This window comes from Methyloversatilis sp. (assembly GCF_030696805.1).
Taxonomy (GTDB): Bacteria; Pseudomonadota; Gammaproteobacteria; order Burkholderiales; family Rhodocyclaceae; genus Methyloversatilis.
Window position 1 is genome coordinate 21,802 of record NZ_JAUYRO010000037.1, and the last position, 24,589, is coordinate 46,390.

20 protein-coding genes and 1 pseudogene are annotated in these 24,589 nt (G+C 65.0%); 9 read left to right on the forward strand and 12 right to left on the reverse strand.

Going from position 1 to position 24,589, the window contains the following annotated elements; all coding sequences use genetic code 11:
• Positions 1-94: 94 nt before the first annotated feature.
• From Q8R75_RS05345 to Q8R75_RS05355, 3 genes are all read right to left on the reverse strand, one after another.
• Positions 95-1,471, reverse strand: a complete 1,377-nt coding sequence (locus Q8R75_RS05345) for a glycosyltransferase family 4 protein (RefSeq protein WP_305626329.1) — start codon at positions 1,469-1,471, stop codon at positions 95-97.
• 2 nt (positions 1,472-1,473) lie between these two features.
• Positions 1,474-2,907, reverse strand: coding sequence for an HlyD family type I secretion periplasmic adaptor subunit (locus Q8R75_RS05350; RefSeq protein ID WP_305613358.1), 1,434 nt, complete (start codon positions 2,905-2,907; stop codon positions 1,474-1,476).
• Between the two features lie 90 nt (positions 2,908-2,997).
• Positions 2,998-5,187: a type I secretion system permease/ATPase gene (locus tag Q8R75_RS05355; protein WP_305613357.1), complete on the reverse strand. Its 2,190-nt coding sequence runs from the start codon at positions 5,185-5,187 to the stop codon at positions 2,998-3,000.
• A gap of 329 nt (positions 5,188-5,516) precedes the next feature.
• Here Q8R75_RS05355 and Q8R75_RS05360 point away from each other — a divergent pair, with 329 nt between their 5' ends.
• The gene (locus Q8R75_RS05360) at positions 5,517-5,966 is read left to right on the forward strand and encodes an EamA family transporter (protein WP_305613356.1); all 450 of its coding nucleotides are present in this window, start codon (positions 5,517-5,519) and stop codon (positions 5,964-5,966) included.
• 471 nt (positions 5,967-6,437) lie between these two features.
• On the opposite strand, the gene Q8R75_RS05365 is transcribed toward Q8R75_RS05360, so the two are convergent.
• From Q8R75_RS05365 to Q8R75_RS05395, 7 genes and pseudogenes are all read right to left on the reverse strand, one after another.
• Positions 6,438-6,659 carry a hypothetical protein gene (locus Q8R75_RS05365; protein ID WP_305613355.1) on the reverse strand — a complete coding sequence of 74 codons (222 nt, stop codon included), beginning with the start codon at positions 6,657-6,659 and terminating at the stop codon, positions 6,438-6,440.
• A 576-nt stretch (positions 6,660-7,235) separates the two neighbouring features.
• Positions 7,236-7,619 carry a hypothetical protein gene (locus Q8R75_RS05370; RefSeq protein ID WP_305613354.1) on the reverse strand — a complete coding sequence of 128 codons (384 nt, stop codon included), beginning with the start codon at positions 7,617-7,619 and terminating at the stop codon, positions 7,236-7,238.
• 102 nt (positions 7,620-7,721) lie between these two features.
• On the reverse strand, positions 7,722-8,036 hold the full coding sequence (locus Q8R75_RS05375; RefSeq protein WP_305613353.1) for a type II toxin-antitoxin system RelE/ParE family toxin: 315 nt from the start codon (positions 8,034-8,036) through the stop codon (positions 7,722-7,724).
• 68 nt (positions 8,037-8,104) lie between these two features.
• Positions 8,105-8,305 (reverse strand): annotated as a pseudogene (locus Q8R75_RS05380) (Txe/YoeB family addiction module toxin); the annotation flags it as partial.
• Positions 8,302-8,544, reverse strand: a complete 243-nt coding sequence (locus tag Q8R75_RS05385) for a type II toxin-antitoxin system Phd/YefM family antitoxin (RefSeq protein WP_305613352.1) — start codon at positions 8,542-8,544, stop codon at positions 8,302-8,304. The gene Q8R75_RS05385 and the pseudogene Q8R75_RS05380, both read right to left, overlap by 4 nt.
• Positions 8,545-8,684: 140 nt before the next feature.
• Entirely contained in the window at positions 8,685-9,104 is a 420-nt protein-coding gene (locus tag Q8R75_RS05390) for a type II toxin-antitoxin system VapC family toxin (protein ID WP_305613351.1), read from the reverse strand.
• Positions 9,101-9,355 carry an Arc family DNA-binding protein gene (locus tag Q8R75_RS05395; protein WP_305613350.1) on the reverse strand — a complete coding sequence of 85 codons (255 nt, stop codon included), beginning with the start codon at positions 9,353-9,355 and terminating at the stop codon, positions 9,101-9,103. The genes Q8R75_RS05390 and Q8R75_RS05395 overlap by 4 nt, the downstream gene beginning before the upstream one ends.
• 303 nt (positions 9,356-9,658) lie before the next feature.
• On the opposite strand from Q8R75_RS05395, the gene smc reads away from it, so the two are divergent.
• The 6 genes from smc to Q8R75_RS05425 are packed head-to-tail and all read left to right on the forward strand — an operon-like array spanning position 9,659 to position 18,496.
• Positions 9,659-13,201, forward strand: a complete 3,543-nt coding sequence (gene smc / locus Q8R75_RS05400) for a chromosome segregation protein SMC (RefSeq protein ID WP_305626334.1) — start codon at positions 9,659-9,661, stop codon at positions 13,199-13,201.
• Positions 13,202-13,226: 25 nt separating this feature from the next.
• A complete protein-coding gene (locus tag Q8R75_RS05405; RefSeq protein ID WP_305612218.1) occupies positions 13,227-14,447 on the forward strand; it encodes a cell division protein ZipA C-terminal FtsZ-binding domain-containing protein in 1,221 nt (406 codons plus the stop codon).
• Complete coding sequence (gene ligA / locus Q8R75_RS05410; protein ID WP_305626336.1) at positions 14,447-16,543, forward strand: NAD-dependent DNA ligase LigA; 2,097 nt, start codon at positions 14,447-14,449, stop codon at positions 16,541-16,543. The genes Q8R75_RS05405 and ligA overlap by 1 nt, the downstream gene beginning before the upstream one ends.
• 4 nt (positions 16,544-16,547) lie before the next feature.
• On the forward strand, positions 16,548-17,432 hold the full coding sequence (galU, locus tag Q8R75_RS05415; protein WP_305615068.1) for a UTP--glucose-1-phosphate uridylyltransferase GalU: 885 nt from the start codon (positions 16,548-16,550) through the stop codon (positions 17,430-17,432).
• Positions 17,429-17,974 (forward strand): hypoxanthine-guanine phosphoribosyltransferase, encoded by a 546-nt coding sequence (locus Q8R75_RS05420; RefSeq protein ID WP_305615066.1) that lies wholly within the window; start codon positions 17,429-17,431, stop codon positions 17,972-17,974. Before galU ends, Q8R75_RS05420 begins: the two co-directional genes overlap by 4 nt.
• Positions 17,975-17,977: 3 nt before the next feature.
• The gene (locus Q8R75_RS05425; RefSeq protein WP_305615064.1) at positions 17,978-18,496 is read left to right on the forward strand and encodes a hypothetical protein; all 519 of its coding nucleotides are present in this window, start codon (positions 17,978-17,980) and stop codon (positions 18,494-18,496) included.
• A gap of 77 nt (positions 18,497-18,573) precedes the next feature.
• Here Q8R75_RS05425 and typA read toward each other — a convergent pair whose 3' ends face one another.
• Positions 18,574-20,388: a translational GTPase TypA gene (typA, locus tag Q8R75_RS05430; RefSeq protein WP_305663534.1), complete on the reverse strand. Its 1,815-nt coding sequence runs from the start codon at positions 20,386-20,388 to the stop codon at positions 18,574-18,576.
• Positions 20,389-20,606: 218 nt separating this feature from the next.
• Here typA and Q8R75_RS05435 point away from each other — a divergent pair, with 218 nt between their 5' ends.
• Both Q8R75_RS05435 and Q8R75_RS05440 read left to right on the forward strand, forming a co-directional pair.
• Entirely contained in the window at positions 20,607-21,356 is a 750-nt protein-coding gene (locus tag Q8R75_RS05435; RefSeq protein WP_305615060.1) for an S-methyl-5'-thioinosine phosphorylase, read from the forward strand.
• A complete protein-coding gene (locus Q8R75_RS05440) occupies positions 21,353-21,883 on the forward strand; it encodes a peptide deformylase (RefSeq protein WP_305663535.1) in 531 nt (176 codons plus the stop codon). Before Q8R75_RS05435 ends, Q8R75_RS05440 begins: the two co-directional genes overlap by 4 nt.
• Here the strand turns inward: Q8R75_RS05440 and Q8R75_RS05445 are convergent.
• The gene (locus tag Q8R75_RS05445) at positions 21,862-24,465 is read right to left on the reverse strand and encodes an EAL domain-containing protein (RefSeq protein WP_305615056.1); all 2,604 of its coding nucleotides are present in this window, start codon (positions 24,463-24,465) and stop codon (positions 21,862-21,864) included. The genes Q8R75_RS05440 and Q8R75_RS05445 overlap by 22 nt on opposite strands.
• Positions 24,466-24,589: the final 124 nt, after the last annotated feature.

The following is a 24,589-nucleotide window of genomic DNA, read 5'->3' on the forward strand; positions in this document are numbered from 1 at the left end:
GATCACGTTCAACAGAGTTCCGGATGTGTTGATTCCGTTCAGTCGGAATGTATGGTTCTCTTCTGAGCCCCAGTAGATTGGCTGCATGTTGTTTCTATTCTTCAACAATCCTTTTCTCCTTTTCTTGCCCAGAATACAGATCCGGTGTGCGATCTCCTCGGATTGGTCGACACACTTTTTGAATGGCATCTTGTGCGCGGGGCCGAGTCGCATCGGAATTAAATACTGAATTCAGTGGCTGATAAATGCTGTTCTTTTCCTGCGTGTATCGCTGGGTGTCAATAAGTTTTCGATATGCACGCAGTGCGCTGTGTACGTTGTCAATCGGTTTTTCACTTTGACGTTCCACGGGGCGAACACCTACGTTCTTCTTGCTTTCCCCCAGCATCTCGACGGCCGCCGTCTTCAATTGTTCGACATCGAAGAAATCCACCAGCCTGCTGCGCGGCCCTTCAGATAGAAACTCTTTGACCGGCGCGGTATTCGATGCCACCACCGGGCACCCTGTCGTGATCGCTTCGAGCAATGACCACGACAGCACGAAGGGATAGGTCAGATAGACGTGCGCGGCGGAGACCTGCAGCACCTTGATGTACTGGTCGTAGGGCAGCTTGCCGACGAAGTGGGTGCGTGCCGGGTCGAGACTGACTTCGCGCAGCATCTTTTCGCGCCAGTTCGGCGCGTCGCCCGGGCGGCGGCCGTAGCTCACTTCGTCACCGCCGACGATGAGGGCGTGGCAGGTCTTGTGCTGCTTCTGGATGCGTTCGAGTGCTCGCATGAAGATGTGAAAGCCGCGGTAGGGCTCCAGGTTGCGGGCGACGTAGGTGATGACCGGGTCGCCGGCGCGCAAGGTCAGGCCGCCCGGCGTGGTGACGGCGGCGTGCGGGTCGGGGTGCAGCCCTTCGGTATTGATGCCTTCGTGGATGACTTCGATCTTCGGCTGGAAAATTTCGGGGTGGCGGCTCTTCTGCCAGTGCGTCGGGGTGATGCCGATGTCGCAGTGGGTGAGGTTGAGCGTGTGCAGCGCATTCCACGTGCGCATGCGGGTGCGGTCGTCAAAGCTCGCCGGGAATTCCGGGTCGAAGCCGGCGTCGCTGCCCGGTGTGCCGTAGTACCACTCGCAGTAGTGGATGAGCCGGGTGTCGGGAAAGACATCCTTCACGTACAGCGTTTCGCCCCAGCCGGGGTGGGCGAGGACGACGTCGGGTTCGTAGCCTTTGCGCTTGAGGTCGAGCAGCACGCGGGCAACGGCCTGGCCGTGCAGCACCGCCGATTCCATGTTGCGCAGGTAGGGGTGCTGGTGGGCATGCGGCGCGCGGTGCAGGCGATAGCGCCGCCAGGGCACGGCGGGCGAGCCGGGTGCAGTGTCTCGGCCGATGCCCATTACCTGCCAGCCCGGTTCTTTGGCCCAGTGCGGCAATAGATGTCGAAACTGGCCGGGAAAGTTCTGGTGGATGACGAGCAATCTCATGTTCAGCGCTCCGCCAGGCTTTCGTGGACCGTTTTCCGGATCGGATCCAGGAAGTACTCAATCACCCTGCGGTTGCCGGTATGGATTTCGGCGGTCACCGCCATGCCCGGCGACAGCGGCACGATGCGTTCATCCACTTTCAGTTCGGCGTGCTTGAGCCGGACCCGTGCCTGGAACACCAGCCCCTTCTTCTCATCCGCCACGGCATCCTGCGAAACGAAGGCGACTTCGCCCTCTATCGTTCCGTAGCGCGTGAAGGGGAAGGTTTCGACCTTGATCACCGCGCGCTGACCGGGCTGCACGAAACCGACGTCGCGGTTCTCCAGCACGGCTTCGACTTCGGCCTGCTGTTCATCCGGCACGATGGCCATCAGTGGCTGCGCTTCGGTTACCACGCCGCCTTCGGTGTGGATGGCGAGTTGCTGGACGGTGCCGGCGACGGGGGCGATGAGTTTCTGCTGCACTTCGCGCGTGCGGGCCTTGATCAGTTCCTGTTCGAGCTGGTTGGCGCGCTTCTGTGCTTCGAGTTGTGCGGCGATGGCATTGCGTTCGAATTCGGCGATGAGTGCGGCGCGCCGGCTGCGGGCTTCTTCGATGCCTGCCATCAGTTCGAGGGCGTGCGCTTCCTGGTAGCCAAGGTCGCGCTCCTGTTCGATACGCACTTGTTCGCGCTCCAGATAGCCGTGGCGCGACACGAAGTTGCGCTCAACGAGGCTTTTGTAGTCTTCGGCGCGGGATCGTGCGATGGGCAGCGTTTCCGTGAGCTTCTGCACCAGTTCGCGCGAGGCGGCCAGCTCGGCGCTGCGGCGGCTGATTTCGGCGTCGAAACTGGTGAGGCGAGCCCGATGTTCCAGGTACTGGCTTTGTGCGGCGCGTTGTTCGGCTCGCAGGTCGTCGGGGTGGATGCCGGTCAGGGCGGGCAGTCTTACCTCGGCTTGTCTGGCCTGGCCGGCACTGGTCAGTGCCGCGTAGCGGGCGGCCTCAAGCCGGGCTGCGTTGAGGGCCTGCTGCGCACGCTCTGTTTCGGCTTCGGGGGCCGTAGCGGCCGCTTCGAGTTCGACCAGCAGTTGTCCTGCTTCGACATGTTGGCCATCGCTGACATGGATGCGCCGGACCACGGCGGTTTCGGCCGGCTGCACCAGCTTGGTCTTGTCGGCGGATATGACCTTGCCGGAGGCCACGGCCACCATGTCCACCCGCCCCAGCCAGGACCACAGCAAGCCGACCACCAGCGCGGCCACGAGCGCCCACATGATGGCGCGGGGGGCAGCCGGCGCAGGGGTTTCGATCAGTTCGAGTGCGGCGGGCAGGAACTGGCGTTCCAGCGTGCCGCGCGAGGGCGACTGCAGATCCTTGCGTTGTGTCCAGGCGGCACGGAAGACCTGCCAGTAACGGGCGAACAGTGCGGGAAGGTGGCGAATCAGTATTGTCGACATGTCAGAGGTTCCGCGCTGCCCGCCGGGCCGCCCCAAGGGCAAGCGCAGCCCCCTCGGGGGGCAGCGAACGAAGTGAGCGTGGGGGTCTCATCATCCCGCCTGCAGCGCATGCAGATGCGCATAGCGCCCGCCCGGTGCGGCGAGCAGTTCGGCATGGCTGCCTTGTTCGACGATTTCGCCGGCTTCCATGACCATGATGCGGTGGGCATCGCGTACCGCCGACAGCCGGTGCGCGATGATGATGACGGTGCGCCCCTTGCAGATGAAGCGCATGTTGTCGTGCACGATGCGTTCGGATTCGTAGTCGAGCGCCGAGGTCGCTTCGTCGAAGATGAGCACGCGCGGATTGGTCATCAGGGCGCGCGCGATGGCGATGCGCTGGCGCTGCCCGCCCGACAGCGTCGAGCCTTGTTCGCCGACCAGGGTGTCGTAACCTTCCGGCAGTTCGAGGATGAATTCGTGTGCGCCGGCCAGCTTGGCGGCCTGGACGACGGCGTCCATCGATGCGCCGGGGTCGGCCAGCGCGATGTTGTCGCGCACGCTGCGGGCGAACAGGCGGTTTTCCTGCAGCACGACGCCGATCTGCCGACGCAGCCAGGCGGGGTCGGCCAAAGCCAGATCGACGCCATCGACCTTCACCCGCCCGCGCTCGGGCACATACAGGCGCTGCACCAGCTTGGCCACGGTGCTCTTGCCGGAGCCGCTGCGGCCGACGATGCCGAGCACCTCACCCGCGCGCAGATGAAAGCTGATGCCGCGCAACACTTCCGAACCGTCGGGCCGGTAGCGGAAACGCACCTGATCGAATTCGATGTCGCCGCGCAGCGCCGGCAACTGGGTGCGACTCGCGGCCCGCGTTTCGGTCGGCGTGTTCAGGATGTCGCCCAACCGCGCGACCGCAATGCCTGCCTGCTGAAGTTCCTGCCACAACTGGGCGAGACGCAGTACGGGTTGGGCGACGCGACCCGCCAGCATGTTGAAGGCGATGAGGCTGCCGACCGTCATTGCGCCGTCCATGACCTGGTAGGCACCCAGCCACAGAATGCCGACGGTGACCAGCTTCTGGATGAGCTGTATGCCTTCACCGGCGAAGGCGGCCAGCTTCGTGACGCGGAAGCTGGAGGCGACGTAGGCGGCGAGCTGTTCGTCCCAGCGGCGAATTGCCTGCGGTTCGGTCGCGCCGGCTTTCAAGGTCTGGATGCCGGAAACGGCCTCGACCAGAAAGGCCTGGTTTTCGGCGCCGCGGGCGAATTTCTCGTCCAGCCGACGGCGGAACGCGGGCATCGTCGAACCCATCAGCAGCGCGTACAGCGGCAGCGAAACGAGTACCAGCACTGTCAGAGGCACGCTGTACCAGAGCATGACGGCGAGAAAGACGAAGGTGAACAGCAGGTCCATTACCGAGGTCAGGGCCGGACCGGTCAGGAAATTGCGGATGTTCTCCAGTTCGCGCACCCGCGCGACCGAATCGCCGATACGGCGCGCCTCGAAATAGGCCAGCGGCAGGCCGAGAAGATGACGAAACAGGCGGGCGCCCAGTTCAACGTCGATTCGGCTCGTGGTGTGGGCAAACACATAGGTGCGCAGCGCCGACAGCACGGATTCGAACAGCACGGTTGCCAGCAGGCCGACACCGATCACCTGCAGCGTGGCCAGGCCTTGATGCACCAGCACCTTGTCCATGACCACCTGGAAGAACAACGGGGTGACCAGCGCAAAGATCTGCAATGCGAACGACGCGACGAGCGCCTCCGCCAGCAGGCGCCGGTATTTCACGACGGCGGGAACGAACCAGGTGAAATCGAAGCGGGCGAGGGCGCCAGCCAGTTGGGCGCGGGAGGTGATCAGGACCGCTCGGCCGGAAAGACGGGCCGCCAGTTCATCCAGCGAGAGCAGTACCGGCCGTTCCGCCTGCGGGTCGTGAATCAGCGCCTTCTCGCCCTCGACCCGCGCCAGTACCAGAAACTCGGCGGCAGCGCCGTCGTCGTGGTGCGTTTCGAGGATGCAGGGAAGCGAGCCTTTGCCAAGGCGCCTGATCCCCTCCGGTGTTGTTTCGAGGCGGGCCGTTTTCGACTTCAAGGCCAGACCGCGTGCTGCACGGACCAGATCATCGGCCGTGACCGGTGTGCCGCTGAGGCCGCGCTGATGATGAATCTGCTCGGCATCGGCAGCGCATCCGAGAAATCGGGCGACCAATGCAAGGCATTTCAGGCCACTGAAGCCTGGTTGCGAGCTGGTGGTGGGTGAGGCCGGATGACTCGCAGCGTGTGGTTGATTCATCACGTTATTCCATTTTTTTTTTTGACGCGCTGCGTACACAGCTGCCGTTGTCATTGCGCAGAATCCGGGAGGCGACCCTGTTTGCCTGGATATGCGTATGACACCGCTGCTTATTTAAACGGGATCGCAGTCGGCGGCATTCATCCGGAAGGATGATGACTACTCGCTTGACTTTGTAGTGATGAGCTTCTGGCGCGCTCCGGCACGTGGTTGGAGGCCGCAAAGAGAGGTTGTTAAATATTCGTGACGGGTGAAATTCCCGTACTTCCCGACGGGGAAGGCGCGGTACGAGATGCGCCTCGATATTTTTCGCGCGACGCAACGCGCTTTTGAGCTACCTCCCAGCCACTCCCGCCGACTCAGTCCAGCACTGTCATGGCGCAAATGCGCCAGATGCCTGCCGTGTTTTCGGCGTCATCGCCGTCGCCCCGTTCGCCGCCTGGCTGCGCGGCGAGTCGCCGCTGAGCGAAATCGCCGCCATCGGCCCGGAAACCTGGGCCGTGCTCATCATCCTCGGCGGCGTGCTGGTGGTGGTGAATCTGGTCGTGCAGTACGGCATCACCTTCGTAGCCGCCAATGCCGCCATCGCGCTGTTCCTGTTCGAACTGGTCGCCGCCGCCCTGTCGTCGTGGTGGCTGGCGGGCGAAGCGATGGGCTTGAAGGAATGGGTCGGCGGCGCGATGATCATCGCGGCCAGTCTGTTTTCCGGGCATCTGGAGCCGGCGCAGGTCGCGCGTGATGCGTCAGGTAGCGACCGGGAGGCGATTTCGTCCAGATGATTCGTGGGACGGAGCACCGGCAAAAGGCGTCTGGGCGAGCCTGCAGTGCTGCGTCGGCAAGGGGCTGGTATGGATTGAGCCAACCCATCCGGTTGCTTTGTTGACCCGCGAGATGTGCATAAGGCGAACAGCTTGCAAGCACGGCGTGCACCGCGCTGCACTGTTGAGTTCAGAGATGTGGCCCGGATTCACGCTCTGCAGCCCAAACGGACAAGACCTCGAGAACACCAACCCTTATACGGTAGTAGACCCAGCGTTGGGTCCTGCTCATCAGGTAGCGACGAACCTGCACCGGCCTGCCTGTTTCAACCTTCTCGCCGAGGCCTGGGTGCAGGACGAGGAAAGCCAGCGCTTGGGTGAGGTCAACCCGTATCGCTCCTGGCGCGGCCGGCCTGTTTTCAGCCCACCATTCAGCCGCGCGTGTGACCTCGCGCTGCGCGCGTGGCTTGATGATGTAGCGGAGCGCCACAGTTACCCGAAGCGTTTGAGCTGCTCAAGAAACTCCGGTCCTGCGCCACCGTCCTCCGCATCCGCTTCGTCAATCGCCGCGAGAAGTTCGGCCTCGAGAGGTCCTGGCAACTTCACGGCCGGTCGATCGTCATCGGCAAGAACAGTCACGACGGTGCCATCCGGGAGTGCCACGCCCTCCAGGATCACCTTTCCGTCTTTCACAGTGCCAACGGCTACAGTCATCGCTGGATGGTAACCGAGGTCGGGCGAGACATGAGCGTACGCCGCTGAATCTTGAAGGGCGTGACGCACGGAGCGAGGGCACCCACCGCATAATGGCGCCAGCACGCGCTTGCGCATGACCCGCTCGGCCAGTTGTGCTTCACGGGTTTTTCAACACCGCCCAGGCTGATCTTGAACAGATACCTGACGCCCTTTACGAAACGGCTGAAGCGCGCAGACGCCATGAACCGGCCCTGGTCGGGACGCGGCACGTTTGGGCTCAGATTCTGGTTACCCACCCGCAAACCGAGCCTTGCCCAGGTCATTGCCGATACCCGGCGCTTCGGGAGAAAGGCGGGGGATGCTTGTCCGGCGGTGGTTCATAACGGCCTTGTACCCGCGTGCATCACATGTTCGCTCGCTGCTGCGCCCTGGCTCCCCACGCTCGGCGTGCCACTCGCGCTGGACGGTGGCTTTCAGATTTCCCGCAGCATGTTCAAGCAATGATCGTTGCTTCGTCATGTCCGACGCTCCGGGTCAAGGGCTGGCGGGAAGCGTGTTGAGCGCGCTGCAAACAAGTCCGTATCGTCTGCCAAGTCAGCCACTCAACTTCGCGCCGCATCGTGCGCAATGCTGCGTCATGGCGGCAGAAAGAACCATGTGTGCCTTGGGTTTTTCCCCGCATACCCGGCATACCAGGCCGAACCTTGCGGCAACCCTTTGCTTCTGGCGCGCCACCCGGAAAATCATGTAGCCGATGACCCCGAAAAGCAGCCCCAGAAAAGCCGCGTCAAGCCAAACGCCCTTGAATCCGGACCGCTCGTAAAGGAAGGCCAGCGGAACCAACACCAGCAGGATGACCAGAAGCTGGTTGTCATTCCGCTTGCTGACCGACGCCAGATCCCGGTCGATGGCGCTCAGGCGGGGATCATCCGAAATGTCTTCGTCCTGCTCGGCGTCTGGTGGGTCGTTGTTTGGCATCGTCGTGAGCGTCAATACAGCGTCAATCGGGACAGATCGCGTTTCCTGCTTCGGAGGTCGGCGGAAACCGTGGTCGGTCGCCTATTTTTTCGGCCTGTTCGGTCATGAACCGAAGTGGTCCCGGAAACGGTCGATATGGTGCATCCGTTCGTGCAGGGTGGTCACGATGCCGATGTCGCCGATAAACAGTCGGCACCAGTAGACGACATGCCGTTCGTAGCGGAAGAAGCAGCCTTCGATGCCGAACTCAGCGGGGATGGGCCTGGACGATGTCCGATGGGTTTCGATGCCATCGAAAGCCTCGAACATTCCGGTGATGTAGTGATCCGCCAGTTCCGTGCCCCAGCGATCGCGCGTGTAGCGGTAGATATCATCGAGCCACCAGGACGCGGCCTCCTGGATACGGACCCCGGCCACGTCTTCAGCCCCGGTTGCGCGCGATTACATCGGCGGCCGACAGCGCGCTCCTCGACAAAGACTTCGTAGACCAAGCGGTGCTGGATATTGATGCGTCGCGAATACGCGCCCGCAAGATCGCCTACGAGTTTTTCATCGGGCGGCGGATTCTGGAATGGATCGTTGGCAAGAACAGCGAGCAGTTCCTGGGCTTTCGACTTCAGGCCGGCTGCGGCCAGCTTCTTCGCGTCTTTCTCGGCGTGCCTGGAGAAGACAACCTGCCAGCTCACCAGCTGAGCTCCCTGGCGCTCTCGCCAAGCGGTTCAGCCATGCCTTCCTTGATGGACTCGCGCATGCCGGGGACGGACAAGAGGTACAGCGTTTCCTGGATGGACTGCCAGTCCTCCGCCGAGATCAGGACTGCGCTCGTGCGTTTGCCGGCGATGTGGATGGGCTGGTGTGACGCGGCGGTCTGGTCGATCAGGCGATACAGGTTTGCCCGTGCTTCGCTGGCAGTGAGTGTGGTCATGGTTGATTCCCGATGAGACCAAGAGCGTATGTATTTGCGTACGAGGCTTCAAGTGCTGCCTTGAGTGGTCAAGCGCTCTCGGGGCTTCTGCGAGCAGCGAACTCAGATGCGCAGGCGAAGCAGTGCCGGCAGACCGCAGATCACGATTGCCACGGGTTGATGACCGCGACGCCGGCGGCTTCGAAGGGTCGGGTATCGCGGGTGGCGACCGAAAGGCCGTTCGCGACCGCGATTGCGGCGATGCAGGCGTCTGCCGTGGCGATGGCATATCCGGCAGCCCGCGCCAGCGCGATCCGTTCCGCATAGGCGCCTGTGCTGCCCAGGTCGAAGGGCAGGATGCGGCCGGCGAACAGTGGCAGAACGCGCTGTTCAAGATTGTCCTGCAACACAGAGCGCCGTTTGCCTGTCGGCAGCAGCGCAACGCCGGTGCGCAGTTCGGCCACGGTGATGGCGGACAGGAAAAGTGTTTCCAGCGCCTGGGCGTCGATCCACGCGATCACCCCGAGATCGGGCGTGCGACGCAGCGGCTCCGACACCACGTTGGTGTCGAGCAGGATCATTCGAAGCTGACCGGACGGGACGGCGTGGGGTCGCGCACCTGATCGAGGATGCCCAACTCGTCATCGGTCAGACCGGCTTCACGACCGATGTCCGCCAGCAGCGACCCCAGCTTCACGCGGCCCTCCGGGGCCACGGCAGCTTCCAGAATGTGCCGTATCTCGGCCTCCATGCTGCGGCCGTGGGTGACAGCGCGCATGCGCAGTGCCCGGTGCACGGCGTCGGGAAGGTTGCGTACGGTAAGCATGGCCATGTTCATCGCACCGCTGGATTGAATGCATGCAGTTTATACTTTTGCATGCAGCAAACAAGGGCCACGCGGCTTCTTCTGCCCATCTCGGGTTCGTAAGCCCGCGCCTCGCTGACTGACGTCGCCACGGGGCCCGCCGTTGCAGCGGTTCGGCACCTGAGGTCAAAGTCCCGCAGTGACCGCCTGTCAGCGCGCACTTTCACGCTCGATACAGCGCATCGCGCTGCAGGCCGGCCGGGTCATGAAGCCCCGAGTGATATCATTCAGCCGGTTTTTAGACTTACATCCGCCCCCCGCCGCCGTCCCGTGCGACTGTCCAAACTCAAACTCGCCGGCTTCAAGACTTTCGTCGATCCGACCACCATCCTGATGCCCGGCCAGCTGGTCGGCGTGGTGGGGCCGAATGGCTGCGGCAAGTCCAACATCATCGACGCGGTGCGCTGGGTGCTCGGCGAGTCGCGGGCGTCGGCGCTGCGCGGCGATTCGATGACCGACGTGATCTTCAATGGCTCGGGCACGCGCAAGCCGGTCGGCCGGGCGTCGGTCGAACTGGTGTTCGACAATGACCAGGGCAGGGCGGCCGGGCAGTGGTCGCAGTACGCCGAAATCGCGGTCAAGCGGGTGCTGGAGCGCGACGGCCAGTCGGACTACTTCATCAACAACACGCGGGTGCGCCGGCGCGACGTGATCGACGTGTTCCTCGGTACCGGCCTGGGCCCGCGCGCCTACGCCATCATCGAGCAGGGCATGATCACCCGCATCATCGAGGCGCGGCCGGAAGAGCTGCGCGCCTTTCTCGAAGAGGCGGCCGGCATCACCAAGTACCGCGAGCGGCGCCGCGAAACGCAGGGCCGGCTCGACGACGCGCGCGACAATCTGGTGCGGCTGGACGACATCGTCGGCGAATTGGGCAGCCGCATCGAGCGCTTGCAGAAGCAGGCCGAAGTCGCCGCCCGCCACACCGAACTGAATACCCGGCTGGTCGAGCGACAGGCGCTGCTGTGGGCGATGAAGCAGCGCGCCGCGGCGGCCGAGGCCGACACGCTGGCCGGCGAGGGCGGCCGCATCGAAAACGACATCGAACGCGAAACCGCGGCGCTGCGCCACCATGAGGCGGCGCTGGAGCGCATCCGCACCGAACATTTCGCCAGTTCCGAAGCGGTGCATGCGGCGCAGGCCGAACTGCTGACCGCCAACGCCGAAGCCAGCCGGCTGGAAGACGATCTGCGGCGCGCGGCGGAAAACCGCCAGAAGCTCGCGGCGCGCATCGCCCAGCTCGATGGCGAGGTGGCGACCTGGCGCGCGCGCATCGAAAGCATCGAAAGCGACACCGCGCGCTGGACCACGCTGGCCGAGCACGCCGCCCATCGCATCGAACAGGCCGAGGCGCGGCACGACACGACACGCGCGCTGCTGCCGGAAGCCGAAGCCGCGTTCCAGGAGGCGGAGCAGCGGGCGACCGAGGCGCGGCGCGATCTGGCGGCGGTCGAACAGCAGCTCAAGGTGGAAGAAACCCATCGTGCCAACGCCGGCCGCATGCTGCATTCGCTGGCCGGCCGGCGCGAGCGCATCGCGCATGACGCGGCGCAGTTGATCGAGCCAGACCGCGCAGCGCTGTCGCTGGCGCAGGCGCGGCTTGAGGAATTGCAGGCGGCGGTCGATGCCGCGCAGCAACGCATGCAGGCGGCGCAGATCGCCGTGCCGCAGCTGCAGGGCGCGGTGCGCAACGCGCAGGACGGCGAGCGCGCCACCACCCGAACGCTGACCGAAACCCGTGCCCGGCGCGACGCGCTGGTCGAGTTGCAGCGCAAGACGCAGAGCGACGGCAAGCTCGCGCCCTGGCTGGCGGCGCTCGGCCTGCAGCACGCACAACCGCTTTGGCAGGCCATCAAGGTCGAGGCCGGCTGGGAGCTGGCGGTCGAAGCCGTGTTGCGCGAGCGCCTGGGCGCGCTCGACGCCGTCTCGCCCGACACGCTGGCCGCGGCCGGTGCGGCCGGCGCCGCACCGCAGACGCTGACCCTCGCGCTGCCGGGCGCCGACCCGCGCACGCCGCTGGCGACCGACAGCCTGCGCCACCGCGTGCGCACCCTCGACCCGCGCTGGGACGCGCTGCTCGATCTGTGGCTCGGGCCGGTGGCGGCGGTCGAGGTGCTGGCGCTGCCGGCGCAGGTCAGTTCGGCAGAGGGGGGTGCGGCACAGGGCGGTGCAGCACAGGTCGACCGCCAGGGCCGCGTCGCCCAGGGTGCGTCGCTCACGCTGTATGCGCCGGACGCGCGCACGCATGGCGTGCTGGAGCGCGCGCGCGACATCGAACAACTGGGCCGCGACATCGATATGGCCGACGCCGCGCTGGCCGAGGCGCGCGAGGCGCTGCGCGAAGCCGAGGCGGCGCTGGCTGCGGCACACGAAGAACAGGCGGCGGCGCGGCGCGAACAACAAGCGCTGACGCAGGCGGCGCATACCGCGCAGGTCGACCAGATCAAGCTCGGCCAGGCGGTGTCGCGCTTTGACGAACAGCGGGCTGGACTTGAGCGCGACCGCGCCGAAGTGGATCAGGCGGAACAGACCGAACAGGCGCACATGGCGCGCGCCGAAATCGAGATCGAGCGCGCACGCGAACTGATCGATGTGCAGCGCAACCGGCTCGACGCCGCGCTGGAGGCGCACAAGAGCGCCGACGGCACGCTGCGCGAGGCGCGCTTTGCCGATCAGGCGGCGGCGCGCGAGGTGCAGGAAGCCGGCTTTTCTCAGCGCGAATGCGCCAGCCGGCTGACCGATCTGGCGAACAACCTGTCGGTCGCGCGCACCCAGCTCGAGAACGCCGAACTCGAATGCGCGCTGCGGCGCGACGAATTTGCGCAGATCGACGAGCGCAGCATCGACGCCACACTGCAGCAGACGCTGGACGCCCGCCGCACACGCGAGCAGGTGCTGGCCACCTGTCGCGACACGCAGGAAGGGCTCGCGGCGCAACTGCGCGACCTCGATGCGCAGCGCGCGCAGAGCGAGCAGCGGCTGGCGCCAGCGCGCGAGCGTCTGGCCGAGTGCCGACTGAAGCAGCAGGCGGCGGCGCTGAATGCCGAACAATTCGTTCAGCGGCTGGCCGAAATCACGCTGCCGGAAGGCCGGCTCGATGCGCTGGTCGCCGAAGGCGAGCAGGAAAACGTTCGCGAAGGCAGTCTGAATAGTGAAATCGCCCGCCTGAACCGTGACATCGCGGCGCTCGGCGCGGTGAATCTGGCGGCACTGGAAGAACTGACCCAGGCGGCGGAGCGAAAGGGCTATCTGGACATGCAGTCGGCCGACTTGCGCGAGGCCATCGGCACGCTGGAAGACGCCATCCGCAGCATGGACCGCGAAACCCGTGCCCTGCTCAAGGACACGTATGATCGCGTGAATATCGAATTCGGCCGCATCTTCCCGGAGCTGTTCGGCGGCGGCGAGGCGCGGCTGGTGATGACCGGCGACGAGATACTGGACGCCGGGCTGCAGGTGTTCGCGCAACCGCCGGGCAAGCGCAATGCGTCGATCCAGTTGCTGTCAGGCGGTGAAAAGGCGCTGACCGCGACGGCGCTGGTGTTCGCGCTGTTCCAGCTCAATCCGGCGCCGTTCTGCATGCTGGACGAAGTCGATGCGCCGCTGGACGACACCAACACCGAACGCTTCTGTGAAATGGTCAAGCGCATGTCGGCGGCCACGCAGTTCGTGTTCATCAGTCACAACAAGATCACGATGGAAATGGCGCAACAATTGGTGGGCGTCACGATGCAGGAGCGCGGATGTTCGCGCGTGGTCGAGGTCGACATGGAACAGGCGCTGAAACTGCGCGACGAAGCGGTCAGCGTCTGAAAAAACATAAAGAGGAAGGTCATCAATGCAACTGACTGAACTGCAGATCGGATTGATCGCACTGGGCGTGGCGGGCATCGGCGCAGTGGTCGGCTACAACATGTGGCAGGAAAAGCGCCACCGCCAGACCGCCGAACGCGCGCTCGGCGAAGCGCACGCCGACGTGCTGATCGACCCGCCGGACGCGCCACCGCGGCGCCTCGAACCCACGCTCGATTTCGATCTGAGCGAAGATGCCGCGCCGGCGCACGACCCGTCGGCCACGCAGCCGGTGCGTCGCGAAACGCAGGACCCGATACTCGGGGACGAGCCGGTGACCGACATCACGGAACCGCTGGCGCCGGTCGTTGCCTCGCCGGCCGAAGCCGACCGCACCGTGGCGCAGTGGGCAACGGATGTTCCGACCGATGCCCCGGAGCCGATGGCCGACGGCTGGGCCGACCGGCAGGTGGAAGAGCTGATTTCGATCGAATTCGAGGCGCCAGTGGCTGCGACCGAGTTCCAGCGCACGTGGAATGACCTCACGCAGACCCTTGCCGTGACCATGCGCATGCGCGGGCGCGACGAGCATGCCGGCCGCTGGTTGCCGCTGACCGCGCAGACCGCGGGTGCGCTGTCGAAGGTCGAACTGGCGGTGCAACTGGCCGACCGGCGCGGCGCGCTATCGGAAGCATCGGTGTCGGCGCTGGCCCACGCGCTGCAGGGCGTGGCCGACCGCTTTCTCGCCGTGGTGCATTTTCCGGATGTGCGCGAACTGCTCGGCCGGGCGCGCGAGCTGGACAGTTTCGCCGCGTCGGTCGACGTGCAGATCGGCCTCAATCTGGTCGCCGGCGAGTCGCTCATATCCGGCACCAAGCTGCGTGGTCTGGCCGAAGCGCAGGGCTTCACGCTGAGCGGCGGCCAGTTTCATGCGCGCGATGATGTCGGCAGCACGCTCTACACGCTGTGCAGCCTCGATGCCGAACAGTTTTCTGCCGACACGATGAAGGCGCTGCAGACCCAGGGCGTCACGTTGCTGCTCGATGTGCCGACGGTCGCCGATGGCGCGCGTCAGTTCGACCGCATGGTCATGGTGGCCGAACAGTTCGCGCACACGCTGGGTGCCAGGGTGGTGGACGACAACCGGCAGCCGCTGTCGCCGGCTTCGCTTGCGCTGATCCGCGGCAAAGTGGCCGAATTCCAGGGCCGCATGACCCAGTTCGGCATCAAGCCGGGCAGCGAATCGGCGAACCGGCTGTTCAGCTGATGCCGTCTGCAGAATCGGTCACCGAGCGCGCAGCGGCGCTGCGCGCGCAGATCGCCCGGCACGACCGCCTGTATTACGAGCTGGATGCGCCGGAGATCCCCGACGCCGAGTACGACCGGCTGTTCCGGGAACTGCAGGCGCTCGAAGCCGAGCACCCGGCGCTGCGCACGCCTGACTCGCCGACACAGCGGGTCGGCGGCAAGCCGCTGCCTGCCTTCGCACCGGTGCGCCATGTCGTGCCGATGCTGTCCATCCGTACCGAAACCGACACCGAATCGACCGGCGCGCTGAATTTCGACGCGCGCGTGCGGCGCGAACTGAAGCTGGACGACACGCAGCCGCCGGTTGAGTACGCAGCCGAACTGAAGTTCGACGGGCTTGCGATCAATCTTCGCTACGAGCGCGGCGTGCTGGCGCTGGCCGCCACGCGCGGTGACGGCGAAACCGGTGAGGATGTGACGCAGAACGTACGGACCATTCACGAGGTGCCGCTGACCCTGGTACCCCAGCCGCCCGCCGGCGAGCTGAGCGGGCGGCCGTCGCTGTTCGATGCGCCGTCGGTGCCGGAGATACCTGAGGTGCTCGAGGTGCGCGGCGAGGTGTACATGCGACGTGACCGTTTCGATGCCTTCAACCTGCGTGCCGACGCGGCCGGGGAAAGAACGCTGGTCAACCCGCGCAATGCCGCGGCAGGCAGCATCCGTCAGCTCGATCCGGCCATCGCGGCGCGGCGCCCGCTGTCGTTCTTCGCCTATGGCCTCGGTGAAGTGCAGGGCTGGAATGTGCCGGCCACCCACGCCGGCGTGCTCGACGCGCTCGCTGCCTTCGGCATGCCGGTGTGCGACCACCGCGCGGTCTGCAGCGGCGCCGACGCGCTGGCCGCCTTTCATGCGCGCATCGCCGAGGCGCGCGCGGGCCTGCCGTTCGACATCGACGGTGTGGTGTACAAGGTGAACAGCCTGGCGCTGCAGCAGAAGCTCGGGTTCGTGACGCGCGAGCCGCGCTGGGCGGTGGCGCACAAGTACCCGGCGCAGGAAGCGCTGACCACGGTTCAGGACATCGAAGTGCAGGTCGGCCGCACCGGCAAGCTGACTCCGGTGGCGCGGCTGGCGCCGGTGTTCGTCGGCGGCGTGACGGTCACCAATGCCACGCTGCATAACTTTTTCGAGCTGCGGCGTAAGAAGGTGCGCAAAGGTGACACCGTGATTGTTCGTCGCGCTGGTGACGTCATACCGGAGGTCGTGTCGGTGTTGACGGACAGACGGGAGGTCGGCGCGCGGCCATACTTTCGACCTAAACGTTGTCCTGTCTGCGATTCAGCTGTGGTGCGCGAGAAGGGCGAGGTCGATCACCGCTGCTCCGGCGGGCTGTATTGCCCGGCGCAGCGCAAGCAGGCGCTGCTGCACTTCGCCGGTCGTCGGGCGATGGATATCGAAGGCCTTGGGGAAAAGTTGGTTGATCAGCTTGTGGATGGCAAGCTCATTTTGATGTTGCCGGACATTTACAAGTTGGGTGTGCTCAAGCTGTCAGAACTTGAACGCATGGCGGACAAGTCGGCCGAAAATCTGGTCGCCGCGCTGGAGAAGTCGAAGACGACGACGCTCGGCCGTTTCCTGTTCGCGCTCGGCATCCGGCATGTCGGCGAGGCGACGGCCAAGGATCTGGCACGTCACCTGGGCAGCATGGACCGCATCATGGACGCCAGCGAAGCCGAACTGGCGCAGGTGCCGGACGTCGGGCCGGTGGTGGCGGCGAGCATCCACCGCTTTTTCGCGCAGTCGCACAACCGCGAAGTGGTCGAACAGCTGCGTGCCTGCGGCATTGTGTGGGAAGAGGGCGAAATGCAGGTGGCCAGCGGCCCGCTGGTCGGCAAGACCGTGGTGCTGACCGGCGCGCTGCCTACGCTGTCGCGCGACGAAGCAAAGGATCTGCTCGAAGCGGCGGGCGCGAAAGTGGCGGGTTCGGTATCGAAAAAGACGGATTTTGTGGTGGCTGGCACGGATGCCGGCTCCAAACTCATAAAAGCGCAAGAACTGGGGATTACCATCCTCGATGAATCCGGGCTGCTGTCGCTGCTCGGCAACAGGGAGTCATAAGTAGATGAAATCAGTGCGTAAAGCCGTGTTTCCGGTGGCTGGCCTCGGCAGCCGTTTCCTGCCCGCCACCAAGGCCAACCCGAAGGAAATGCTACCGGTGGTCGACAAGCCGCTGATCCAGTACGCGGTGGAAGAGGCCGTGGCCGCAGGGTGCACCGACCTCATCTTCATCACCGGCCGCACCAAGCGTTCGATCGCCGACCACTTCGACAAGGCCTACGAGCTGGAACACGAGCTCGAAATGAAGCAGAAGACCGCACTGCTGGCGCTGTGCAACACGGTGCCCAAGCACGTCAATTGCATCTATATCCGCCAGTCGGAACCGCTCGGTCTGGGCCATGCGGTGCTGTGCGCGGCGCCGGTGGTGAACGACGAGCCGTTCGCCGTGCTGCTCGCCGATGACCTGATCGATGGCGAGCCGCCGATCCTGAAGCAGATGACCGACATTTTCGACCGCTTCGGTCGCTCCATTCTCGGCGTGCAGCACGTGCCGCGCAGCCAGACCGCGAGCTATGGCATCGTCAGCACGGATGCCGATGTCGGCGGGCTGTATGGCGTGACCGGCATCGTCGAAAAGCCGCAGCCCGAAGTGGCGCCGTCGACGCTTGCGGTGGTTGGCCGCTACATCCTGACACCGAGCATTTTCGATCACCTGCGCGCGCTGACGCCGGGTGCCGGCGGCGAACTGCAGCTGACCGACGCGATCGCCGCACTGCTGGGCGAGGAAGCCGTGCTGGCTTACCCGTTCAAGGGGACGCGCTACGACTGCGGCTCCAAGCTGGGCTATCTGCAGGCCACAGTCGAGCTGGCGCGCAAGCATCCGGAAGTCGGCGCTGCGTTCTCGGCCTGGCTGGATGCGCAGCATGCCGCTGCTGCCGACGCTGCGTGAGCCGTCTCGCCGATGCGCAGGCGCTGCTCGACGGCGCCGAACTGATCTGCGATGCGGCGGAGGTCGACGCTGCGGTCGCGCGGCTGGCGGGTGAAATCACCGCCGCGCTGGGCGACAGCTATCCGCTGTTGCTGTCGGTCATGGGCGGCGCGGTGGTGTTCACCGGCAATCTGCTGCCGCAACTCGCCTTCCCGCTCGATTTCGATTACCTGCACGTCACGCGCTATGGCGACGACACGCAGGGCGGTGCGCTGCGCTGGATCAGCGAACCGCGCATCCCGGTCGCCGGGCGTACCGTGCTGGTACTGGACGACATTCTCGACGAGGGCATCACGCTGGCGGCGATTCGCCGCCACCTGCTCGACGCGGGGGCGCAGCGCTGTCTGACTGCCGTGTTTTCCGACAAGATGATCGGGCGTTCCAAGCCGATCAAGGCCGACTTCACCGGACTCGAATTGCCGGACCGCTACGTTTTCGGATACGGCATGGACGTGCGCGGTGCCTGGCGCAACCTCCCGGCCATCTACGCACTCAGGGAGTAGGCGATGGCCGAAGCGCTGCCGGTGTTTCTTGACGTCGAAGCCTCGGGCTTCGGCGCCGGCAGCTATCCGATCGAGGTCGGCTGCATCCTGCCCGATGGCCGCACGATTTGCTGCCTGGTTCGCCCGCCGGAAGGCTGGCGGCACTGGGACCAGAGCGCCGAAGCGGTGCACCACATCACGCGCGAAGTGCTCATGCAGCACGGCCTGCCGATCGAAGATGTCGTGTGCCGTCTCGACGAGGCGCTGCGTGGCCAGGACGTTTACAGCGACGCCTGGGGCAACGACTACGCCTGGCTGTCCCGTCTTTACGACGAGGTCGATCGCGTGCCGCGCTTTCACCTGCGCAGCCTGCGCGAACTGCTGAGCGAAGCGCAGGCGGCGCGCTGGCACGAGGTGAAGAAGGAAGTCAGCGAAGAACTGCATACCACCCGGCACCGTGCCAGCAATGATGCCCGGGTACTGCAGGCGGCCTATGCGCGACTGTGCGCCGAACAGAAACCGGTGTGCAGCGATCCGCAGTGACTGCGCTCGCCGTGCGCCCCCGACGGACAAAAAAAGGAGCGCCAGAGCGCTCCTTTTTTCATTGCCCATCCGGAAAATCAGGCTTCGTCGCGCGAGGCGCGCTTGCGCTCGTGTTCCTTCAGGTGACGCTTGCGCAGGCGGATCGTCTTCGGTGTGATTTCGACCAGTTCGTCGTCAGCGATGAATTCGATCGCCGATTCCAGCGTCAGCGAGATCGGCGGCACCAGGCGGACGGCTTCGTCGGTGCCGGACGCACGCACGTTGGTCAGCTGCTTGCCCTTGATCGGGTTCACCACCAGATCGTTGTCGCGGGAGTGGATGCCGATGATCATGCCTTCATACAACACGTCGCCGGGGCTGACAAACATGCGGCCGCGGTCCTGCAGGTTCCACAGCGCGTAGGCCACGGCTTCGCCGTCGTTCTGCGAAATCAGCACGCCGTTGCGCCGCTCGGACATGGCGCCGGCGACCGGACCGTAATCGTCGAACACGTGACTGGCCAGTCCGGTGCCGCGCGTCAGATTCAGGAACTCGCCCTGGAAGCCGATCAGGCCACGCGCCGGAATGCGATATTCGATGCGCACCCGGCCCTTGCCGTCCGACTGCATGTCCTGCAACTCGCCACGGCGACGACCCAGTTCTTCCATCACGCCGCCCTGATGGGTTTCCTCGACGTCGACGGTCAACAATTCATACGGCTCGCTCCTGACGCCGTCGATTTCCTTGAACACCACGCGCGGGCGACCCACGGCCAGTTCGTAGCCTTCGCGGCGCATCGTTTCGAGCAGGATGGTCAGGTGCAACTCACCCCGACCCGACACCATGAATACGTCCGAATCGTCGGTGTATTCAACACGCAGCGCGACATTCTTCAGCAGTTCCTTTTCCAGCCGCTCGCGAATCTGGCGGCTGGTGACGTACTTGCCTTCACGGCCGGCCTGCGGCGAGGCATTCACCATGAAATTCATCGTCAAAGTCGGCTCGTCAACCGCGATCGGCTTCATCGGCGCCGGCGATTCCGGATCGCAGATGGTGACGCCGATATTTACCTGATCGATGCCGGACACCAGCACGATGTCGCCGGCGCTGGCCGATTCGGCCTGCGTGCGCTCCAGACCCTTGAAGGTCAGCACCTGGCCGACCTTGGCCTTGCCGCGCAGTTCATCACCGTAATACACGGCGACTTCCTGGTTCGGCTTGATGCGGCCGCGCGTGATGCGACCGATGCCGAGCTGGCCGATGTAGGTCGAGTAATCGAGCGAACACACCTGCAGCTGCAGCGGGCCGTCTTCATTGACTTCCGGCTGCGGCACGTTGTCGAGGATGGCCTGGAACAGCGGACGCATATTGGTGCCCGGGGTGCTCGAATCGAGCATCGCGAAGCCATTCAGCGCCGAGGCGTACACCACCGGAAAGTCGAGCTGTTCCTCCGTGGCGCCCAGCTTGTCGAACAGGTCGAAGGTGTGATTGACCACCCAGTCCGGACGTGCGCCCGGACGGTCGATCTTGTTCACCACGACAATGGGCTTGAGGCCGAGCGCCAGCGCCTTGCGCGTGACGAAACGGGTCTGCGGCATCGGACCTTCGACCGCATCGACCAGCAGCAGCACGCCATCGACCATCGACAACACGCGCTCGACCTCGCCGCCGAAGTCGGCGTGGCCCGGGGTGTCAACGATATTGATGTGGGTGCCTTCGAACTCGATCGCGCAATTCTTCGAAAGGATCGTGATGCCACGTTCCTTTTCGAGATCGTTTGAATCCATCACCCGCTCCGAAACCTGCTGGGGCGATGCGACGGTGCCGGACTGGCGCAGCAGCTGGTCGACCAGCGTGGTTTTGCCATGATCGACGTGCGCGATGATGGCGATGTTGCGTATGGAGCGGGACATAGGAATGGTGCAGCGCAATAAGAAAAACACGCAAGTATAGCACAGCACGCAAGCTGAATCGGCCTCCCCGCACCGTGCCGCATCCGTGCGGGAGCGCCCCCATTGTGGGAGCGGCGTCGCCGCCGCGATCGCCGTTCCGTGATGCCGCCAGGACAAACCCGAAAGCCGGGCTTTTCTTGCCTGATAGACTGGATGACCCGGAATAAAGGAGTGCACATATGCTGGCGATCATCGGCGGCAGCGGTCTGACGCAGCTGGCCAATCTTGACGTCACCCGTCGCGAAGTCGTGCGTACGCCTTATGGCGAGCCGTCCGGTCCGCTGACCTTCGGCCGCCTGGCCGGGCGCGATCTGGTGTTCATCGCACGCCACGGGTACGGCCACACCATTGCACCGCACCGGGTGAATTACCGCGCCAACATTTCGGCGCTCCGCAGCGTCGGCGTGGTGCGCATCGTGTCGGTCGCCTCGGTCGGCGGCATCCGCGCCGACCTCGGGCCGGGCACGCTGGTCGTACCGGACCAGATCATCGACTACACCTGGGGCCGTCACAGCACGTTCTTCGATGGCCACGATGGACAGGTGAAGCACATCGATTTCACGCAGCCGTATGACGCCGCCCTGCGCAGGGCGCTGCTCGATGCGGCCGCGCGGGCCGGCGAGCAGGTCGTCGACGGCGCAGTCTACGCGGCGACCCAGGGCCCGCGCCTGGAGACAGCGGCGGAAATCAACCGGCTGGAGGGCGACGGCGCGCACCTCGTCGGCATGACCGGCATGCCCGAAGCGGCGCTGGCGCGCGAGGCCGGCCTCGCCTACGCGGCGATCAATGTGGTGGTGAATCACGCAGCCGGTCGCGGCGATTCGCTGCACGGCATCGAAATGTCGGCCATCGAGGACATGCTGCAGGAGGCGATGACGCGCGTTCGCCGCCTGCTCGAAGCCCTGTGCGCGAACGGGGAGTGCGCATGATCCGCGACATCCTGCGCATGGGTGACCCGCGACTGCTGCGCGTGGCGCAGCCGGTCAGGCGCTTCAGCTGCCCGGAACTCGATGCGCTGGTGCAGGACCTGATCGACACCATGCAGGCGGCCGACGGCGCCGGACTTGCGGCGCCGCAGATTGGCGCCGACCTGCGCGTCGTGGTGTTCGGCGGCTCACCGTCGGTGCGCTACCCGGAGGCGCCGGTCGTGCCATTCACGGTGCTGGTCAATCCGGTACTGACACCGCTTGGCAAGGATATGGAGGAGGGCTGGGAAGGCTGCCTCTCGGTGCCCGGCCTGCGTGGCGTCGTGGTGCGTCATGCCCGGCTGCACTACAGCGGCTTCGATCCGCAGGGTATGTTGATCGAGCGCGAGGTCGATGGCTTTCACGCCCGGGTGGTGCAGCACGAGTGCGACCATCTCGATGGCGTGCTGTACCCGATGCGGGTGCATGACTTCACTCGATTCGGCTTTACCGACGTGCTGTTTCCCGATCAGGAAGCCAGCGACGATTGAGCGGCGGCGCGCTGCGCGGCCCACGCCTCGAATTCGGCGGCCGGCAGTGGCTTGCTGAACAGATAGCCCTGCACGCATTCGCAGCCCAGATTACCAAGGAAGGCGAACTGGGCCTCCGTTTCCACGCCTTCCGCCACCACACTGAGCCCGAGGTGCTGCGCCAGGCTGATCGTTGCGGCGCAGATGGCCGCATCGTCCGGATCGCTTTCGATGTCTTTCACGAACGAGCGGTCGATCTTCAGGCGTTGCAGCGGCATCAGTTTCAGATGGCTCAGCGATGAGTAGCCGGTTCCGAAATCGTCGATTGCCAGCTCGACGCCCAGCTCGCGCAACTGGCCAAGCATGCGAAGCGTGGCGTCCGGGTTGTCCATGGCCACACTTTCGGTGATTTCCAGTTCGAGCTCGCCCGGGCGCAGGTCATGGCGGATCAGGGTGTCTTCGACCTGATGCAGCAGGTTCTTCGAGCGCAACTGGCGCGCCGACAGATTGACCGATACCCGCAGCATCAGGCCCTGGTCCTTCCAGCGGCTCAGCTGCCAGCAGGCCTCCTGCAGAATCCATTCGCCGAGCTTGATGATGAGGTCGCTTTCTTCGGCGATCGGAATGAAGCTGTTCGGCGGCACCAGGCCGCGCTCGGGATGCTGCCAGCGCACGAGCGCCTCGACGCCGACCAGCCGGCCACTGGCGATTTCGATCTGTGGCTGGTAATGCAGCACGAACTGGCGCGTTTCGATTGCGTGGTGCAGGCTGCCCTGCAGGGCCAGTCGCTCGCTCGCATTGGCGGACATGCTCTGGTCGAAGAACTGGTAGTTGTTCCGCCCGGCTGCCTTGGCGTGGTACATCGCGGTGTCGACGTTGCGCAGCAGGGTATCGACCGAGGTGCCGTCGTTCGGGAATACGCCGATGCCGACGCTGGGCGTCGAGTGCAGCCGGTAGGCCTCGACCTGGTAGGGTGCCGAAAGCGCCGACACGATCTTCTCGGCAACGGCGGCAGCCGTGAGCGTGGACGCCATGTCGGTCACCAGCACGACAAATTCGTCGCCGCCCAGCCGCGCCACCACATCGCTGAGGCGCACACAGCACAGCAGCCGCTGCGCCACATCGACCAGCAGCGCGTCGCCCACGTGATGACCCAGCGTGTCGTTGATGTCCTTGAAGTGATCCATGTCTATCATCATCACGGCGATCAGCGTGCCGTGCCGGCGCGCTTCGGACATGGCCTGTTCCATGCGGCCCTGCAGGCTGAGGCGGTTCGGAAGTCCGGTGAGCACGTCGTGGTGAGCCAGATGATGGATCTTGCGTTCGGCGGCCTTGCGTTCGCTGATGTCACTGAACGAGTGTACGTAGTGGACGATGCCGCTCTTCAGATTGCTGACCGGATAGATGCTGAGCCGCTTCGGATAGATTTCGCCATCGGCGCGCCGATCGTCGAGTTCGCCCGACCAGTCGCCACCGGCGTCGATGCGCTCGACGAAAGACGCGTGACTCGACGCTTCGTAGGGCGTCGACACCACGGCTGACGCCAGCTTGCCGAGCACCGCTTCACGCGCCTGTCCGGTGAGTTTCGAAAACGCAGGATTGACCGACACGATGCGATCCCCTTCGTCGGTCACCACGATCGCTTCGTTCGAACTCTGGATCACGCTGGCGGCCAGCGACAGATCGGCGTCTCTCAGCCGGATGCGCCGGATCTGCAGCTGCCCGAGACCGAGCAAGCCTGCGATCGCAAGAGAAATCAGGCTGCCGGCCATCCAGATGCTGATGACGCGGGTTTCCTGCAACGCGCCGCGCCAGCCGCCGACCGGTACGGCAGCCAGCTGCCAGCGCGCGTTGTCCGGCAGCACGACGTCGACCTTGACCGGATCGAGGCTGAACACATCCGCGTCGCCATGGATGACCTCGCCGGCCGCGCCCAGACCATCGCGACCGCGCAGGGCATAGCGGACGTTCTGGTTGGCGTCGAGCAGACCGCTCGCCTTGAGCAGGGTGTCAAAGCGCAGCACGATGGACGCCAGTCCCCAGTACTTTTCAGGGCGGCCCTCTCCCGCGGGCAGGTAGATCGGAAAGCGGTTGATCAGTCCGACGCCGCCCTGCACCAGCTCGAGTGGGCCGGCGAGCACGAAGCGTCGGCTTTCCATCATCTTGAGCACCGCATCGCGTTGCGCCGGATGGTCCAGATAGCGCAGGCCCAGCGCTGCTTCATTGCCGGCAAGCGGATTGACGAAGCTCAGCACATTGTCGGGCGCCAGCGCAATGCTGCGCACGTGGCGCCCATAGGCCAGCATGCGTTCGCTCGCCCGGTTGAAAGCATTGCTGGTGATGGTGGGGTTGGCCGCGACATAGCTGACCAGACCGAGTGACAGGTGGGCGGCGCTGTTGATTTCACTTTCCAGCCGCGCCCGCACGACACCGATTTGTGCCGCCACTTCATCGCGCTGGCGCTGCAGCATCTGATCAGCCTCGACATCGGCGATGTAGGCGGTCAGTGCCAGTCCGGACAGCAGCGCGATAAGGGCGACCGCCAGCGGCTTGCTCCGGTCAAGCAGCGACAGGCGACGCGGGGTGTACGTGGAGAAACTCAACGGTCAGGTCCGGTTCGTGCGGGGTGTGTCGCAGGTGTGGGTGGGGGCGCCTGTGAATGTCTCTGCGCGGAATACGGGGCGATGGCTGGATCGCGTGTCTGGAGCCTGGTGTTCGCTCGCGCCA